The sequence below is a fragment of the Chryseolinea sp. T2 genome, from assembly GCF_037203685.1.
Taxonomy (GTDB): Bacteria; Bacteroidota; Bacteroidia; order Cytophagales; family Cyclobacteriaceae; genus Chryseolinea.
The window spans coordinates 247,079-263,700 of sequence record NZ_JBBCAU010000002.1; the positions used below are offsets into that span (position 1 = coordinate 247,079).

Sequence of the window (16,622 nt, forward strand, 5' to 3'; positions counted from 1 at the left end):
TCAATTTAATATGAACTTCAAAAAACGCCTCCTGTTCCTTTTCGTTATTGTAGCCTCTGCCGGTTCAATACATGCTCAAACCAAGAGCGACGTCTTCAATAAGGAGACTGAGATTACCTGGCTTGGCCTCGATTTTTCAAATGCTAAATTGCTTGGTGATCGCGAGAAGTTTGGCTCTGAATCTGATGTTCGTCACCTCATGACGGCCTGGAACGAGCTTATCCTTAATGAGCCAGAAAAGTACAACGTCGCTAAGGCCGTTGATCGTGCCAAGGTGGCTAATGCAATCGACGTTACAGGAGAAAGGAATGGCGAAGTAGATGTACAGGCGATGTTCACTGATAATCAAAAAGATTATCTGCACATTCAGCCTTCTGACATTGATAACATTGTTTCCGGTTTTGACTTCAAAGGCAAGACTGGCATTGGTCTGGTGTTCATTGTTGAGACGTTCAGCAAACCCAACGAAGAGGGTTCTATCTATGTCACATTCGTAAATATGGGATCGAAAGAGACTTTGTTCTCTGAGCGTCTTGCTGCCGAGCCTAAAGGATTTGGCATGCGCAACTTCTGGGCTGGCTGCGTTTTTGGTGTGCTGACCAAAATGCAAAAGAAAGAATTCGCGAACTGGAAAAAGAAGTACTACCGTCCTTAAATCAAGTATTCGGAAAGGAGATTCGTGCTAACGCATCAAACAGAGGTAACCGTCAGATTTAATGAAGCAGATCCACTCGGCATAGTGTGGCATGGCCATTATCTGCGCTACTTTGAAGATGGCCGCGAAGCCTTCGGACGTGTTCACGGAATCTCCTATCTGGATTGTTTTAATCACGGCTTTGCCGTTCCTGTTGTATCCGTTCACTGCAACTACTCCAGCCCGCTGCGCTACGGTGACAGTGTTATCGTGGAAACCACTTATGTGAACACTGCTGCAGCCAAGCTTACATTTAACTACCGCGTACTGGAGTCCAAATCGGGAAAGCCGGTTGCCACTGGCAGCTCCGTTCAGGTGTTCGTCGATGCTAAATCCTTCGCACTTCAATTAACAGTTCCACCGTTCATTGAAGCCTGGAAGAAATCCAATAATCTGATCTAGGCCATGAAACGTGCTACCTGGATCGTTGCTGATAACATTATTTCACCCCTGGGCTACACGTCCGCGGAGAATTTTGACAACATCATTTCCGGAAAGACCGGCATTGCAGGCGTACGCGATAGCGACCTTTCTTCTGAACCTTTTTATGCTTCGCGAATGGAGCATGTTAATGATGCGTCCGGATTGACACGTCTTGAAACCATCACAATCCAGGCAGTTGACGACATCATTCAACAGACCGGTGTTAAGCCGGGTAAAAGCGTTTTTATTCTGTCGACAACTAAAGGCAACATTTCTTTCCTTGAGAAAGGAATGGCCAATCATCCCCGGATACACCTGCCCGCCATGGCTCAGTTTATTTCCGGCAAGTTTGGTTTCAGACGATCTCTGGTTGTATCAAATGCGTGTATCTCTGGCGTTATGGCACTGCTGGTAGCGCAGCGCATCATTCAGTCCGGGGAAGTGGACCATGCTGTGGTTGCCGGAGTGGACGTACTGAGCAAGTTTATTGTCAGCGGTTTTCAGACGCTTCAGGCCATGAGCACTGAACCGTGCCGACCGTTTGATGCCGCACGAAAAGGCATCAATCTTGGTGAGGCGGCCGCTGCTATTGTACTTTCTGCCAACCCGTCGGAACTTCGTAATAACGAGAACATTCGCATTGCCGGTGGAGGCTTAAGCAATGATGCGAATCATATTTCGGGACCGTCCCGAACCGGAGCTGAGTTAGCATTTGCTATTCATCAGGCGATGGAAGAGGCGCAAATACAGCGCGCCGATATAGATTTCATTTCAGCGCATGGTACTGCTACCATTTACAATGATGAAATGGAAGCAAAGGCATTTGCCCTCGCCGAACTAACCGACAGGCCCATTCACAGTCTGAAAGGCTACTATGGTCACACGCTTGGAGCGGCCGGCGTTGTAGAAGTTGCTTTGAACGCAGAAAGTTTAAGGCGCAACGTATTGCTGCCGTCCCGTGGTTACGAGCATCTGGGTGTATCCCAACCGTTGAACATCATAACAAGCGTGACGCCTCAAGCGCTGAATGTTTGTTTGAAGACGGCCTCTGGTTTTGGCGGCTGCAATGCGGCTATCATTTTGAGCAAAGAAAACTACAACTGAGAATGAATTTTTACGAGAAAGAAAAACTTTCAGCCATTAAAGCTATGGAGCACGCGCAATGGATAGCCTTTGCGCCATTCGTGTTTCAGGCCACGCGTATACTCAGAGATAGCAATATCCTGGCTGTTGTGGAAGCTAAGAGAGATGGCATAACACTGGAAGAGATCCAGCAACAGGTGAAGATGTCTCCGTATGCCATTCGCGTTCTCGTTGAAGCAGGTCTTGGAATGGGGCTCTTAATCCTCAATGACGGAAAATATAAGGCAACCAAAGCAAGTTATTTTATCCTGCACGATGAGCTGACTCGTGTTAACATGGACCTCACCCATGACGTCTGTTATCAGGGCATGTATTTTCTTGAAGAAAGCCTTAAGAACGGCAAACCCGAGGGACTTAAAGCGTTGGGAGACTGGCAGACAATCTATGAAGGCTTATCTACGAACTTCCCGCCCAAGGCTAAGAAAAGCTGGTTAGCGTTCGACCATTATTATTCAGATAACTCCTTTCCACTGGTGTTGCCCATGGTGTATCAATACAAGCCAAAGCGATTGCTGGACATTGGAGGCAACACAGGAAAGTGGTCCATTCAAAGTTTCGGTTATGATCCTGACGTACACATCACCATCATTGATCTGCCAGGTAACGTTGAAACAGCCCGCTCGCGTATCGAGGAGCTTGGATACGGAAATAGAATTTCCTTCTTCCCCTGCAATGTACTTGACGAATCAAACTCCTTCCCGAAGGGATTTGATGCCATCTGGATGAGTCAGTTTCTTGATTGCTTTTCTGAGGACGAAATCACTTCAATACTGAAACGTTGCAAGGGCGCACTCGCCCCCGGTGGCAAGATTTTTATAATGGAATTGTTCTGGGATCGTCAGCGGTTCGAGGCATCAGCATTTTCACTGCAACAAACGTCGCTGTATTTTACGGCGATGGCCAATGGCAATAGTCAGATGTATGATTCAAAAGTATTCAATAAATGCATCGAGGCAGCTGGTCTGCGAATTGTCAGCGAGACAGATAATATTGGTGTAAGTCATACGCTGCAAGTCTGTGAACCTGCGTAGAACATTTGTTAAAAACTAGGCAATAAGGAATGAGCAAAATTGATGTGTTGGTAATCGGAGCGGGTCCTGCGGGATCCATTTCGGCGGCTATGTTGCACAAAAATGATTTATCAGTGCGCGTGGTCGAGCGGGAGAAGTTTCCGCGTTTCGTCATTGGTGAGAGTTTGCTACCGCGCTGTATGGAAGTCCTGGATGATACCAATCTTCTGGAAGCCATAAAGAAGAAGAACTTTCAGCAGAAGTTTGGTGCCAAGTTCATGAAGGGCGAAAAAGTAAGCGACTTCAACTTTTCGGACCAGTTCTCTGACGGATGGACCTGGACCTGGCAGGTACAACGCGCCGATTTCGATTTGGCACTAATCACAGATGTGCAGGAGCGGGGTGTTCCTGTTGACTTCGAGACAACGGTAACAGCCATTGAATTCCTGCCTGATGAAAGCTCAATCACTACGGTACAGAGAAAAGACGGGACGACCGAAAAGATAGAGGCACGATTCATTGTGGATGCCAGCGGTTATGGAAGAGTTATACCCCGTTTGTTTAACCTCGATAAGCCATCGAATCTGGATCCGCGTAAAGCAATCTTTGCGCATGTAAACGATATACACCGGAACAATCACGATGAGCCCAACCGGATTATCGCAGTCATGTACGCTCCGGGCGTATGGACGTGGATAATACCATTCTCGACGGGTGTAACCTCACTTGGCTTTGTGGGTAACTTCGAATTCTTCGATGCTATTCCGGGCGACCTGGCGGACAAGTACAAAGCTTGTATCGAAGGCAACGCCTACCTGAAGCAGCGATTCGGTGACGTCTCGTGGGTGTTTGAGCCCAGGAAGCTGGAATCATGGTCTGCGACTACGGATAAGTTTTATGGTAAGGGATTCGTATTGACCGGCAACGTAACAGAATTCCTCGATCCTATATTCTCGTCCGGCGTTATGTTCGCGACGGTGTCTAGTCACCGCGCTGCCAAGCTTGTGGTCCAGAAGTTAAAAGGAGAATCTGTAGACTGGGACAAAGATTACACTGAATTTATCCGTCAGGGCGTAGATGCTTTCAGAACGTTCGTGATGGCATGGTATGATGGGACACTCGAGAAGATCTTCTTTTCGAAGAATCCGGATCCGGTGATCAAGCGACAGATTTGTTCAGTGCTTGCGGGCTATGTATGGGATCAGCAGAATCCGTTTGTTCGCAATCATGAAAAGGCATTGCGCGGACTCGCGCGCCTGATCGATATGCAGGAAAAGAGCTAACACCGAAAATGGTTGTCATCACCCGCTATTGCCACATACGACAGCAAACGCTGCGGGATGGCGACAATATTTTATTTCAGAATGCCGCGGTATCGCTCGATGAATTTAGCGAGCAGGCGTTTCGTCAGCTGGGCATTCAATATCCAAAGTTTTATAAAATGGACCGGGCATCGAGGCTCGGCATCCTGGCTGTTGAGATATTGCTACAAAACACCAATGTATCCAGACAAAGCCCCGAGTCGGTTGCTGTTGTGTTATCGAATGCGCATGCCAGCCTTGATACCGACCTGCGCTACTTTGAGACGCTGAAAACTATTGCGAGTCCTGCGTTGTTTGTTTATACGTTAAGCAATGTAGTAACCGGAGAGATCTGTATCCGCCACGGATTCAAGGGTGAGAACGCATTCTTTGTGACTTCGGCATTCGAGCCGTCAACGATGGCGGCCTATGTCGATGGTGTCATGGAGAAGAACAATACGACGAGCTGTATCGCCGGGTGGGTAGACGTGCTGGGCGAGCAACACGATGTTTTCTTATATTTGGCGGAGAAATCGAAGGGTGGTAATGGGTCGTGGCCTCACGACTCAGAAACAATTGAAAAACTTTACCGGAGTTGATTATGGAACAGTTGATAGCCAATTTGAAGCAGCAGATCATCGAGTCGCTTAATTTGAAGCACTTGAAGCCCGAGGACATCGGCGATGATCAGCCTTTGTTCGTTGAGGGGTTGGGGCTAGACTCAATTGATGCGCTTGAGCTCATTGTACTCTTACAGCAGCACTACAACATCAAGCTCGAGAATCCACAGGATGGTCCTCAGATCTTCAAGTCAGTTCGGAGTATCGCAAACTTCATCACCGCGCACCAAACAGCGAAACCGGTTTGAAAGGTCGTGTCTACGTAGCGGGGCTTGGAGTGATTTCTGCGATCGGCGATTCGGTCGCTGCATCGCTCGACTCATTCAAGTCACATCGCTCCGGAATCAGCAAGCTTACCTTGTTTGATTCTGTGCACGCAGACACGCTTCCCGTCGGACAAGTCGCCTTCTCCAATGAAGAACTGGCAGATCGCCTTAACGTCTCACGTCATTTATCGCGCACAGCTTTGTTGGGCATGCACGCTGCACGGCAGGCTGTGGGACATGCGAATGTGTCATTGAAAGACTGGAGAGCCGGCGTCATTTCAGCAACCACCGTCGGAGGTATGGATAAGACGGAAACATTTTTTCCCGACTATGTACGCAACCAGAATTCAGGCCGCCTTCGCGACGTGGTCGATCACGAGTGCGGGAAAAGTACGGAGCGCATTGCCGATGACCTGAATGTGAACCATTACATCTCTACGATCAACACGGCTTGCTCATCTTCGGTTAATGCCATCGCCCTTGGCTCAAGACTTATCCAGCATGGTATGCTCGACGTAGTAGTGGCTGGAGGGACAGACGCATTGTCGAAGTTTACATTAAATGGATTCAACAGTCTGATGATCTTAGACCAACGTCCGAGCCGCCCATTCGATGCAAGTCGGAGCGGGCTCAATCTCGGTGAAGGGGCGGGTTTCGTTGTATTAGTCTCCGAAGAAGTTGTAAGGCGTGCGGGTCTTGAACGGAAATTCGTCGTATCCGGCTACGCCAATACCAACGATGCCTATCATCAAACAGCGTCATCTCCTGAAGGTCGTGGTTCATTTGCAGCAATGACCGGAGCGTTGAATATGGCGGGCATATCAAAGAATGAAATCAATTATATAAACCTTCATGGAACAGGAACGGTAAACAATGATCTCTCCGAAGGAACCGCGATAAAGCGCCTTTATGGGGATGAACATCCTCCCATGAGTTCAACGAAGGCGTTTACGGGACACACTCTCGGAGCAAGTGGAGGAGTTGAGGCTGTTTTCTCAATCATGGCACTTGAAGCAGGTTGCCTATTGCCCAACCTTCGCTTTGAAACGGCGATTCCGGAAGTTGGAATAACACCTCAGCGCGTCTATCAGGATGGCGTTCAAGTAAACCACGTCCTCAGCAACTCATTTGGCTTTGGAGGAAATTGTTCGTCGATCGTCTTAAGTAAGTTCAAGCCGGAATAGCTATGTCGTGCTATATAAACGGAATTGGCGCAATATCACCCCAGAAGCAGCTTACTATCCAAAGTTTGTTAAGTGAACCCGTAAGTTATGATGGGGATCGACTTACCTGCATCGAGCCCGATTACACCGCCTACTATGACGTTCGTCAGTTACGTCGGATGAGTCGTATCATAAGGTTGGGTATGACAGCTGGCCTCGATGCTTTGCGCGAGGCAGGGATTAAAGTGCCTGATGGGATCATCACAGGCACCGGATATGGATGCCTGGATGATACCGGGATATTCCTGTCGAAAATGATCGAGAACAAGGAACACGCCCTGAACCCCACTCCCTTTATTCAATCCACGCATAACACGATAGGATCACAGCTGGCGCTGTTGCTTCAATGCCAGGGGTACAATCAAACATATACCCAGCGAGGGCTGTCATTCGAAAATGCGTTGAATGACGCGTTGATGATGATCGCTGAAGATCCAACCCAACGGCTACTGGCAGGTTCCGCAGACGAGATAACGTCGATCAGTCATAACATTCTCCGTCGCTTCGATTTGTACAGGCGCGACAATACCAGCAGTCTTGATTTGTTTAGTTCTTCAGGCGGCTCCCTCAATGGGGAAGGAGCGGCATACTTTCTGTTAAGCAGTACGGCACAACAAGGTGCTGTTCAACTGAAGGCAGTGCAGTCGTTTTATAAGCCATCGCCTGATGTCCTTGAAGAAGGCATATTGCAGTTTGCCCGCACTCATATGTCATCGCCTGATGACATAGATGTCGTCTTCGCTGGTAAATGTGGAGATGCATCATTGGATTCTGGAATTGACTTGCTGTTGGAGAGAACAATGCCCAAAGCCACTCTGGCTGTGTTTAAGCATCTTACCGGTGAGTTTCCGGGCGCCTCGGCAATCGCGGCGGCCATCGCTTGCCGTGTTATTCAAAGCGGAAGCATACCGTCAGTGCTGATTCAACGGGATTCAAAGCGTCAGCCTCGAAATATTCTTATCTATAACAGGTATCTTGATACTTATCACTCGCTCATCCTGCTTGCAGCAACCTGATGTTTAAGATTGTAAATTGGATATTTCTGATCATGTTATTGGCGCTGATTGGTGCTGATCAGTGGATTCATATCTCCGGTTGGTTTTATGCCTTGTTGTGCGCAACGTACATTGGGATTCAGGTATATGGGAGTTCTGTGCTTTCTGCGGAATATTACCTTCCGGTGGCCTGGCGCGGCAACAGCTCCTCAGGAGCGGTAGCACTCACATTCGACGATGGGCCCGTCGCGGGCCGGACAGACAAGATCCTTGAAATATTGCATCAGCATAATGCGCCAGCCGCGTTCTTTTGCATCGGCAAAAGAGTGCATGCACATCCTCAGCTGGTGCATAGGATGCATGGCGAAGGACACCTGGTGGCAAACCATAGCTATTTTCATGGCGCGACTTTTGACCTTCAGTCATCTGCGGCCATTTCCAAAGAACTTTCAGATGCCGGCAAGGCGATTGAACAAGCAATTGGTTTGAATCCATCCTATTTCCGGCCGCCTTACGGAGTTACTAATCCGATGGTGGCATCTGCTGTGCGCAAAGGAAAATATAAAACTATAGGTTGGAGCGTTCGCTCGTTCGACACGGTAATAAAAGATCGCAATCGGCTGCTCGCCCGAATTACAGGTTCGCTGAAAAGCGGAGATATTATTCTGCTGCACGATCATGGACATTGCACCCTCGAAATTCTTCCGGATCTGTTAGCCAGCGTTTCAGCACTTGGTTTAAAAATTGTTAGGGTTGACAAGTTGTTAAATGACGAGTTATATGTTCAGAGGTGAGAGGAGTTTGCGCATGACACTTTTGGTGATGGCATTGATAGCAGGGTCAGGCATTATTGCTGTTGCACAACCCAAGGGATACACTGCGGTGAAGAACATTGATGCATTTCGCAAATCATTTTCGGCCGAGTCGGCCAAAATTCAAACTATCGAAAGTGGTTTTAAGCAGGAGAAGGTGTTAAGTGCATTAACTGAAACAATCGAGTCGCGTGGACAATTTTGGTTCAAGCGCACGAACAAAGTCAGAATTGAATACAAAGTTCCATTCTCCTATACAATGGTATTGAATGGTGATAAGATGACCGTTCGGGATGGTGAAAAGCAGACGCAGGTTAATACGCGGTCCAATAAGCTCTTTCAACAGGTTAACAGGATCATGATCGATTGTGTTCAGGGAACCATTTTAGACAGCAAAGATTTTACTTATCGCGTCTTCGAAAATGGAGATAATTATCTGCTTGAACTTACGCCGACTTCTAAGGCATTGCGTGAGTTCTTTCATCTGATATATCTCACCATCCGGAAAGCAGACTATGTAGCCTCGTCCATTGAGATGAACGAGCCGGGTGGCGACAAAACAACCATTCATTTCATAGACCGCAAACTTAATAATCCAGTCGCGGATGCGGTGTTTACTTTATAGTGCTTTAGCGTTACTGTTGCTTCAGTGCAAGGCAGACTATAGCGCGCTGGCGCCAGCCGGTTCCGACATTAACTGCAGCCCTTTGGTTCCGAAGCTAACGACATCGTCGCTGTATCAGGCAAGCATCGATGTTACAGGACACCATCTTAGCGGTCTTTTGGTGATTAAGGCAATGCCAGACAGTAGCTGGCGCGCGGTGTTTACCAATGAAGCTGGTGTAAAGTTTATTGACCTCGGCCTTGGTCACGATGGTAAAGTCACGGTTCATCACGCCATCCGCCAGTTAAATCGTAAACCCATACTCATCACTCTTGGAAAGGACTTCGCACTTATTATCGGTGTACCCTTCCACAATAGCGCATATTCCCGCTCCGTGGCTGGAGATGACGTTTACTTCGGCGTCCGGCAAAAAAAAGAAAGCTACTATTTCATTACGAGTAAAGATTGTGCTTCTTTACGCAGGATGGAAAGAGGATCTGACACTAAGCGGGTGGTTTCCGTTAATGTTACAGGTACCAGCTATCCAACGCCGTCGCAGCTGATTATACAGCATCATACGTTCGACATGCAGATTAAACTGAACCGCATCGAAAAGGAATGATCTTGTTGAATGATTTTTATACAATGGCACAGTTTGAACCCGTGCCCGGTGCCGTCAAGGCAAAGATCTCGATCAACAAGGATCATAGCATCCTCGAGGGTCATTTCCCTGGATTGCCAATAGTACCTGGGGTTTGCATGATGCAAATCATTCGTGAGATCATGGAGGTAATGTCGGGAAAGGATCTTAAGCTGACTGCTGCCGATTCAATGAAATTTCTTTCCGTTATCAATCCCAATCAGAACAGCGAGGTTGATGTCGATATTAGTTACGCAGAGCATGGCGATCACTACGTTGTGAATGCAACACTTTTTGCGGCTGCGGTTACTTTTTTCAAACTAAAGGCAACGCTGACGTTCAGTTGATGGAACACAGTGAAATACGATCTCTCTTTCAGCTTCACAGGATCTGTGTACTAATACCCACGTATAACAACGCACAAACACTTGAACGTGTGATCAACGATGTGTTGTCTTACACAGATCAGGTAATTGTGGTGAACGATGGATCTACTGATTCAACCCCACGTATTCTCGAAGGCTATCCGGCAATCAAAAAAGTGAGTTACCCGAACAATCGGGGAAAAGGATATGCGCTTCGTACTGGGTTCGCCTTTGCATTATCCGAAGGCTTCGATCATGCTATAACAATGGATTCGGACGGGCAGCACTATGCCGCTGATCTCATTTCACTCCTGAAGGCTTTTGTCGAAATCCCTGAGGCAATCATCGTTGGAGCAAGGAACATGGATCAATCCACAGTTCCGGGAAAGAGCAGCTTCGGAAACAAATTTTCTAATTTTTGGTTTTGGGTTAATACAGGCATTACGATGCAGGACACCCAGAGCGGCTATAGGTTGTATCCCATCCGCCGAATGCGGAATATTAACTTTGTCACGAAAAAATTTGAGTTTGAGATCGAGGTTCTCGTTCGGTCGTCGTGGAATGGCATACCGGTGATAAACGTACCGGTCAAGGTGTTCTATCCGGAAAAAGGGAAGCGCATTACACACTTTCGGCCCTTTAAGGATTTTACAAGAATCTCTGTTCTGAACACTGTGCTGGTAACCATAGCGTTGCTTTTCATCAAGCCACGCGACATATGGCGATCGCTTAAAAAAAAAACATCAGACAGCTCTTTCGTGAGCAGCTACTCAATCCGGCCGAATCAAATGCCTTAAAATCTTTTTCTGTTGGCTTCGGAATCTTCATAGGTATATTTCCTGTGTGGGGATTCCAGATGCTGATTGCCATTGCTGTTTCAATCATTTTTCGCCTTAATAAGATGCTGGTGATCATCGCCGCGAACGTCAGTATCCCGCCGATGATTCCAATAATCATTTACCTTAGTCATCTATGTGGCGCTATATGGATGGGAGAGCGGGGCCAGCGCATTACTTTTGATCAGGAGCTGACAATGGATAGTGTAATGAACAATCTGGTACAATACATTGTAGGCGCCATTACACTGTCAGTTGTTGCTGGCGCAATCGGAGGTGCCATTACGTACATCGTGTTAAAAACATTTCGAAGAAGTTCTTCAGGCCGGTAGTTATGATATTCGTCAGACTATATGATTTCTTTCGTGTACGTCGGCCGTTGTTTTGGACGCTCGTTTCTTTGCTTGTCCTGTTGCTGGCATTTGGAGCATCACGCATCGGCATAGAAGAAGATATCAGCCGTATTTTTCCCAATGATCCCAGAGTAAAAGACCTTCGTGACGTCTTCCAGCGTTCGCGCTTCGTGGAACGTCTGGTGCTGATGGTTGCACAAAACGACACCACAGGATCTCCAATTCCGGATAGCCTGGTAGTTGTGGCCGGCAGAATGGAGGAGCAGCTTAGACAAAAACTGAAACCCTATGTCAAAGATGTGTCCGGACGCGTTGGGGAAGACCAGCTGCTGGTTTTGTTTAACATCATTCACGATCACCTTCCCGTATTCCTTGACGATCGCGATTTTAATACCCTTGACTCCATTAGTCGCGATGGCAACATTCCTGCAGTACTCGCGGCTAATTACAGACAATTAGTGTCCCCTTCGGGAATTGCGCTGAAACGGGTTATTGTAAAAGACCCGTTAGGATATTCATTTCTTGTTCTTCGAAAATTGCAGCAGCTTCAGTTCGATCCGAACTATGATCTGTACGACGATTACATTATGACAAAGGATCGCAATACGCTTGTAATGTTCGTTGAATCCGAATTTGATCCACAGGATACGCGGCACAATACGGAGTTCCTGCACGAGCTTGACAAGGTCATAAACGAGCTTTCTATTGCTCATCCGGAGGTGAAGGTCACATACTTTGGCGGCGCTTCAGTTGCCGTTGGAAATGCCAATCAACTGCGGCACGATAGTTTTCTCACCATCACCATCATGGTAGTCTTGATCGCCGTGCTGCTGCTGGGTTATTTCAGACGCAAGCGTGTGCCATTTCTTATTCTGGTGCCAGTTGTGTTCGGAGGTCTTTTTGCTCTCTGTTCCATTTACCTTGTGAAAGGCTCTGTCTCTGTGTTAGCGCTTGCTGCCGGGTCTGTTATACTGGGGATCGCTGTTAACTACGCATTGCATTTTCTGGTTCACATGTCGCACGTACGGGATGTACGGGTAGTTATTAGTGAGCTTGCCTGGCCACTAACTATCGGAGGCGCGACAACGGTGTTGGCTTTTTTCTGCCTGCAGTTTGTGAACGCATCAGTATTGCAGGACATCGGGTTGTTCGCTGCGTTCAGTCTGATCGGGGCCGCACTTTGTACTCTTGTCGTGTTGCCGCATATCGTTCAGCCGGAATTATTCAGAGACACTACCCACAAGCCGCGTCGATCGTTTTCAATTGCACCCTGGATAAAAAAGGTGGCTATTGCCATTGTACTTGTAATGACAATGGTGTTCTTCTGGTTTGCCGGTGACGTGCGATTCAATACAGATATAAGCCGGCTTAACTTTATGAACGAGTCGACCCGGGCGGCACAGCAACAGCTTGAGCACATCAACAAGGGTTCTCTGGGTTCAGTATACGTTGTATCGCGCGGCGCCGACCTGGAGCACGCGTTGCGTAAGGCAGAGATGGCGCGACCGGTGCTGGAAGAACTAAAACAGAAAAACATAGTCACGAGATTTACCACGCCTGCGCTATTGCTTGTATCGGATTCGCTTCAACAGCTGAGGATAAATCGTTGGGAACAATACTGGAGCGAAGCACGACGCACCCGCGCCAGTGCGGCGGTGAGGCAGGGAGCCACGGCACTGAAATTTTCGCCCGCGGTAATGGATAACTTTGATTCGCTTGTGAGCAAAAAGTACAGGCGGGCGAGCGATGCAACCCTCAAGCCTATACGCGATGCATTGTTCGAAAACTTTATTATAACTGGCGTTCAGGGTGATGTTATCATTTCACTTGCCCAGGCAGCACCAGCGAACAAGCCGCAGGTTATTGAAGCCTTTAATACGACGACAAGCGGCGCTGTGGACCGTCAGATGCTGGCAAACATGTTTGTTGAATACGTGCATGCTGACTTCAATTTCATTGTGACGATTACTGCCGTGCTGGTATTTGCTGCCTTGTTTCTATCCTTTGGCCGGATTGAACTTACTCTGATCACATTCGTGCCCATGTTCATCACCTGGATATGGATACTCGGCATAATGGCAATGCTCAATATTGAGTTCAACATTGTTAATGTGATGGTGTCAACGTTCATCTTTGGACTCGGCGACGACTATAGCATCTTTGTCATGGATGGTATGCTGCAGCAATACCGAACCGGCAAGCAAAACATGGCTTCGATTCGCGATTCCATTGTGATTTCATCCCTTGCTACTATTGCCGGACTCGGCGTACTCATTTTTGCACAGCATCCCGCGTTGAGGTCTATTGCCACCATATCGATCATCGGAATAGTTTGCGTACTCATCATGTCTCAGCTCATCGAACCATACTTGTTCCGATGGCTGATCACGAATCGCGTGGCGAAGGCACGCCCACCGATGACATGGTTCGGCATTTTCCGAACCTTCTTTACCTATGGATACTTTATCGTTGGATCGATGTTAATTACATTGATCGGACTACTGATAAGCATCATTCCCGGAGCGAGAAAGGCCGCCCGATACTTTGTTCATATCGCAATTTGCTTCAGCAACAGAACACTGATCTATTTGACGCCGAGCCTGACAAAACGAATCTTCGGTCGTGACGCAAACACATTTTCGAAACCTGCCGTAATCGTTGCGAATCACTCTTCATTGCTTGATATTCTGCTGGTCACAATGCTCCATCCCAAACTTATTCTCCTTACGAACAAGTGGGTTTGGGAATCACCTGTTTTTGGCGGCGTTGTACGACTGGCTGACTATTATCCTGTGACTGAAGGTGCTGAAGACAGCGTAAGCGAATTTGCTGCGCGCATATCCGAGGGATTTAGTATCGTCGTTTTCCCGGAGGGTAAGCGAACTGAAGATGGACATATTCATCGATTCCATAAAGGGGCGTTCTATCTCGCCGAACGTCTTCAGTTACCCATTCGACCTTTGCTTATCCATGGTGCCGCAGAAGCAATACCCAGGGGTACTTTTTATGCGAACAAAGGCATTCTGGCACTTAAGTTTCTTCCTTTGATTGAGCAGGATGACCTATCGTTTGGTGAGGGCTATGCGACACGTACCAAAGAGATCAGCCGGCATTTTAAAGCTGCTTACGCAAACCTTGCCGCTTCAGAACGTACTCCTGAATTTTATCGTCAGAAGCTACTCTCGAACTATCTGTACAAGGGACCAGTACTCGAATGGTACACCAGAATTAAGACACAGATGGAGGGAAACTATGCACTCTTCAACGATTTACTTCCAGCATCGGGCCGCATCATCGATCTTGGTTGTGGCTATGGGTATCTCTGCTATATGCTTCAGTATCTTAGCGTCGGGCGGACCATCACAGGTGTCGATTACGATGAAGACAAAATCGAGACTGCACAGCATGGCTACTCAAGGACGGAACGACTTCAGTTTATCCATGGAGATGTTACCACGCATCCCCTGGAGCGCGCATACTTTGACGGAATAGTTATAAACGATGTTCTTCATTATCTGCCGCATGACTCACAGGACCTCCTTATAAGAAGGTGCATCGACGCATTGTCAGATGATGGCGTGCTGATAATCCGTGATGGAAACGTTGATCTGGGCGAACGCCACAAGGGAACGCGCATGACGGAATTTTTCTCAGTGAAGCTTCTGGGGTTTAATAAGGCCGTGAACGAATTGCATTTTGTCTCCGGAGAACATATTCGCCAGGTCGCATCAGATATGACTATTGAAGTGATCGATCAGGCAAAGTTTACATCTAATGTTATTTTTGTCCTGCGAAAGAGAAATACCAGATCGAACAGGCTATGAGCAATTCAAATCAGGAAACCGTCATCGTAGGCAGTGGTCTGGGCGGTCTCGTCTGCGGAGTTATTCTGGCTAAGGAGGGACATCGTGTTACTGTTCTCGAAAAGAACAAGCAGATAGGTGGTATGCTGCAGATCTTTGTCCGCGACAGGGTAATATTCGACACCGGTATCCACTATGTCGGCGGGCTAGACAAAGGGCAAAACCTTAATATTTTGTTCAGCTACCTCGGCATAATGGACAAGGTGCGCATCAGGCGCATGGCTATGGATTGCTTTGATGCGATAATGCTCGACGGGGATCCGGTCGTGTACAAGTTCGCACAAGGATATGAGAACTTTGTGCAGCAGCTACTGCAACACTTTCCTGAAGAAGAGGATTCGCTGCGGGCATTCTGCCAGGGCATCAGAGATGTCTGCAATAGTTTTCCCTTGTATGGTGTGAACACGGGGAGCTATACAAATCTTGAGGGCGCGCATGGGGTTAGTCTTCTGGAGTTTTTGCAATCAATAACAAAGAATCAAAAGCTCATCAATGTGCTTGCAGGCAGTAGCCTCTTGTATGCCGGAGAGCCTGATAAGACACCGCTGGCGCCCTATGCGTTGATCATCAATCATTATCTCGAAAGCTCCTGGAAGTTTGTCGACGGCGGAAGTCAGATTGCCAGGTATTTGGCCCGGGAGATTACGCAACGTGGCGGACAGATAATTCGTCACGTCAATGTAACCCGACTTAAGGAAGAAGACGGCAGGATTGTTCATGCGGAATGCGAAGACGGTCGACGATTCAAGGGTGACTTGTTCATATCGAACGTCCATCCTTTGCAAACGCTGCAGATGACAGAAACAGACAAGTTTCGAGGTGCATATAAGAACCGTGTCGCCGGCCTGGATAATACCATCTCATTTTTTTATGCAAACGTGGTCATGAAGGAGCAAACTCTTCCATACATGAACACGAACCTGTATGTACTCGAGCAGGACGACGCCTGGTGTGGAATGAAGTACACAGACGACAACTGGCCGCAGAGTTACGCGATTTTTTATTCCGCTACCTCACGACAAATGGAATACGCGGAAGGCGTCACGATAATGGCTTACATGCGTTTTGAGGAAGTAAAGCAATGGGCTGATACGTTCAACACGGTTGACTTTGAAGCCACCCGCGGAGAGGAGTACAACGCTTTCAAAGAAAAGAAGGCTAAGCAATTATTCGATGCCGTGGAGAGGAAAATTCCAGGATTTAAGGAGGCTATTAAGTCTTATACTACAGCCACACCCTTAACGGCGCGCGACTACATCGGTACCGACGACGGTTCCATTTATGGAATTGCCCGTGACTATCGTGAGCCGCTGAGGTCGAAGATTTCTCCGCGCACGAAAATTCCGAATCTGTTGTTAACCGGGCAGAATGTAAACATGCATGGAGTTCTAGGCGTAACGTTAAGCGCTGTCGTCACCTGCGGCCACCTGTTGGGAATGGATGCATTAGTTGAAAAAATAAGAAAAGGATAGTG

General features: G+C 47.7%; 17 protein-coding genes. All 17 read left to right on the top strand.

Annotated features, from left to right (window positions below):
* Window positions 1–10 precede the first annotated feature (10 nt).
* Genes WBG78_RS05980 through WBG78_RS06060 form a run of 17 tightly spaced genes read left to right on the top strand, consistent with a single transcriptional unit; the run spans window position 11 to window position 16,620 of the window.
* Complete coding sequence (locus WBG78_RS05980) at window positions 11–655, top strand: hypothetical protein (RefSeq protein ID WP_337325480.1); 645 nt, start codon at window positions 11–13, stop codon at window positions 653–655.
* Between the two features lie 24 nt (window positions 656–679).
* Window positions 680–1,096 (top strand): acyl-CoA thioesterase, encoded by a 417-nt coding sequence (locus WBG78_RS05985; RefSeq protein ID WP_337325481.1) that lies wholly within the window; start codon window positions 680–682, stop codon window positions 1,094–1,096.
* A 3-nt stretch (window positions 1,097–1,099) separates the two neighbouring features.
* Window positions 1,100–2,221 carry a beta-ketoacyl-[acyl-carrier-protein] synthase family protein gene (locus WBG78_RS05990; protein WP_337325482.1) on the top strand — a complete coding sequence of 374 codons (1,122 nt, stop codon included), beginning with the start codon at window positions 1,100–1,102 and terminating at the stop codon, window positions 2,219–2,221.
* A 2-nt stretch (window positions 2,222–2,223) separates the two neighbouring features.
* Window positions 2,224–3,291 (top strand): class I SAM-dependent methyltransferase, encoded by a 1,068-nt coding sequence (locus WBG78_RS05995; RefSeq protein ID WP_337325483.1) that lies wholly within the window; start codon window positions 2,224–2,226, stop codon window positions 3,289–3,291.
* A gap of 29 nt (window positions 3,292–3,320) precedes the next feature.
* The gene (locus tag WBG78_RS06000; RefSeq protein WP_337325484.1) at window positions 3,321–4,553 is read left to right on the top strand and encodes an NAD(P)/FAD-dependent oxidoreductase; all 1,233 of its coding nucleotides are present in this window, start codon (window positions 3,321–3,323) and stop codon (window positions 4,551–4,553) included.
* A gap of 8 nt (window positions 4,554–4,561) precedes the next feature.
* On the top strand, window positions 4,562–5,170 hold the full coding sequence (locus WBG78_RS06005) for a hypothetical protein (RefSeq protein WP_337325485.1): 609 nt from the start codon (window positions 4,562–4,564) through the stop codon (window positions 5,168–5,170).
* Between the two features lie 2 nt (window positions 5,171–5,172).
* On the top strand, window positions 5,173–5,439 hold the full coding sequence (locus tag WBG78_RS06010; protein WP_337325486.1) for a phosphopantetheine-binding protein: 267 nt from the start codon (window positions 5,173–5,175) through the stop codon (window positions 5,437–5,439).
* A complete protein-coding gene (locus WBG78_RS06015) occupies window positions 5,436–6,641 on the top strand; it encodes a beta-ketoacyl-[acyl-carrier-protein] synthase family protein (RefSeq protein ID WP_337325487.1) in 1,206 nt (401 codons plus the stop codon). Before WBG78_RS06010 ends, WBG78_RS06015 begins: the two co-directional genes overlap by 4 nt.
* A 2-nt stretch (window positions 6,642–6,643) precedes the next feature.
* A complete protein-coding gene (locus WBG78_RS06020; protein WP_337325488.1) occupies window positions 6,644–7,696 on the top strand; it encodes a beta-ketoacyl synthase N-terminal-like domain-containing protein in 1,053 nt (350 codons plus the stop codon).
* The gene (locus tag WBG78_RS06025) at window positions 7,696–8,469 is read left to right on the top strand and encodes a polysaccharide deacetylase family protein (protein WP_337325489.1); all 774 of its coding nucleotides are present in this window, start codon (window positions 7,696–7,698) and stop codon (window positions 8,467–8,469) included. Before WBG78_RS06020 ends, WBG78_RS06025 begins: the two co-directional genes overlap by 1 nt.
* Window positions 8,456–9,112 (top strand): LolA family protein, encoded by a 657-nt coding sequence (locus tag WBG78_RS06030; RefSeq protein ID WP_337325490.1) that lies wholly within the window; start codon window positions 8,456–8,458, stop codon window positions 9,110–9,112. The genes WBG78_RS06025 and WBG78_RS06030 overlap by 14 nt, the downstream gene beginning before the upstream one ends.
* Window positions 9,093–9,713 carry a hypothetical protein gene (locus tag WBG78_RS06035; RefSeq protein WP_337325491.1) on the top strand — a complete coding sequence of 207 codons (621 nt, stop codon included), beginning with the start codon at window positions 9,093–9,095 and terminating at the stop codon, window positions 9,711–9,713. The genes WBG78_RS06030 and WBG78_RS06035 overlap by 20 nt, the downstream gene beginning before the upstream one ends.
* Before the next feature lie 23 nt (window positions 9,714–9,736).
* Window positions 9,737–10,078: a hypothetical protein gene (locus tag WBG78_RS06040; RefSeq protein WP_337325492.1), complete on the top strand. Its 342-nt coding sequence runs from the start codon at window positions 9,737–9,739 to the stop codon at window positions 10,076–10,078.
* Window positions 10,078–10,893 (top strand): glycosyltransferase family 2 protein, encoded by an 816-nt coding sequence (locus WBG78_RS06045; RefSeq protein ID WP_337325493.1) that lies wholly within the window; start codon window positions 10,078–10,080, stop codon window positions 10,891–10,893. The genes WBG78_RS06040 and WBG78_RS06045 overlap by 1 nt, the downstream gene beginning before the upstream one ends.
* Window positions 10,894–10,937: 44 nt before the next feature.
* Window positions 10,938–11,264: a DUF2062 domain-containing protein gene (locus WBG78_RS06050; RefSeq protein WP_337325494.1), complete on the top strand. Its 327-nt coding sequence runs from the start codon at window positions 10,938–10,940 to the stop codon at window positions 11,262–11,264.
* A 2-nt stretch (window positions 11,265–11,266) separates the two neighbouring features.
* Window positions 11,267–15,109 (top strand): 1-acyl-sn-glycerol-3-phosphate acyltransferase, encoded by a 3,843-nt coding sequence (locus tag WBG78_RS06055; RefSeq protein ID WP_337325495.1) that lies wholly within the window; start codon window positions 11,267–11,269, stop codon window positions 15,107–15,109.
* Window positions 15,106–16,620: a phytoene desaturase family protein gene (locus tag WBG78_RS06060; RefSeq protein ID WP_337325496.1), complete on the top strand. Its 1,515-nt coding sequence runs from the start codon at window positions 15,106–15,108 to the stop codon at window positions 16,618–16,620. The genes WBG78_RS06055 and WBG78_RS06060 overlap by 4 nt, the downstream gene beginning before the upstream one ends.
* Window positions 16,621–16,622 lie beyond the last annotated feature (2 nt).

What these genes read in the sequence shown, in the direction of transcription:
- WBG78_RS05995 (WP_337325483.1), top strand. Translation starts at nt 2,224, where the DNA reads ATGAATTTTTACGAGAAAGAAAAACTTTCAGCCATTAAAGCTATGGAG.
- WBG78_RS06035 (WP_337325491.1), top strand. Translation starts at nt 9,093, where the DNA reads ATGCGGTGTTTACTTTATAGTGCTTTAGCGTTACTGTTGCTTCAGTGC.
- WBG78_RS06060 (WP_337325496.1), top strand. Translation starts at nt 15,106, where the DNA reads ATGAGCAATTCAAATCAGGAAACCGTCATCGTAGGCAGTGGTCTGGGC.
- WBG78_RS06055 (WP_337325495.1), top strand. Translation starts at nt 11,267, where the DNA reads ATGATATTCGTCAGACTATATGATTTCTTTCGTGTACGTCGGCCGTTG.
- WBG78_RS05980 (WP_337325480.1), top strand. Translation starts at nt 11, where the DNA reads ATGAACTTCAAAAAACGCCTCCTGTTCCTTTTCGTTATTGTAGCCTCT.
- WBG78_RS06040 (WP_337325492.1), top strand. Translation starts at nt 9,737, where the DNA reads ATGGCACAGTTTGAACCCGTGCCCGGTGCCGTCAAGGCAAAGATCTCG.
- WBG78_RS06030 (WP_337325490.1), top strand. Translation starts at nt 8,456, where the DNA reads ATGTTCAGAGGTGAGAGGAGTTTGCGCATGACACTTTTGGTGATGGCA.
- WBG78_RS06000 (WP_337325484.1), top strand. Translation starts at nt 3,321, where the DNA reads ATGAGCAAAATTGATGTGTTGGTAATCGGAGCGGGTCCTGCGGGATCC.
- WBG78_RS06005 (WP_337325485.1), top strand. Translation starts at nt 4,562, where the DNA reads ATGGTTGTCATCACCCGCTATTGCCACATACGACAGCAAACGCTGCGG.
- WBG78_RS05990 (WP_337325482.1), top strand. Translation starts at nt 1,100, where the DNA reads ATGAAACGTGCTACCTGGATCGTTGCTGATAACATTATTTCACCCCTG.
- WBG78_RS06025 (WP_337325489.1), top strand. Translation starts at nt 7,696, where the DNA reads ATGTTTAAGATTGTAAATTGGATATTTCTGATCATGTTATTGGCGCTG.
- WBG78_RS06020 (WP_337325488.1), top strand. Translation starts at nt 6,644, where the DNA reads ATGTCGTGCTATATAAACGGAATTGGCGCAATATCACCCCAGAAGCAG.
- WBG78_RS06045 (WP_337325493.1), top strand. Translation starts at nt 10,078, where the DNA reads ATGGAACACAGTGAAATACGATCTCTCTTTCAGCTTCACAGGATCTGT.
- WBG78_RS06010 (WP_337325486.1), top strand. Translation starts at nt 5,173, where the DNA reads ATGGAACAGTTGATAGCCAATTTGAAGCAGCAGATCATCGAGTCGCTT.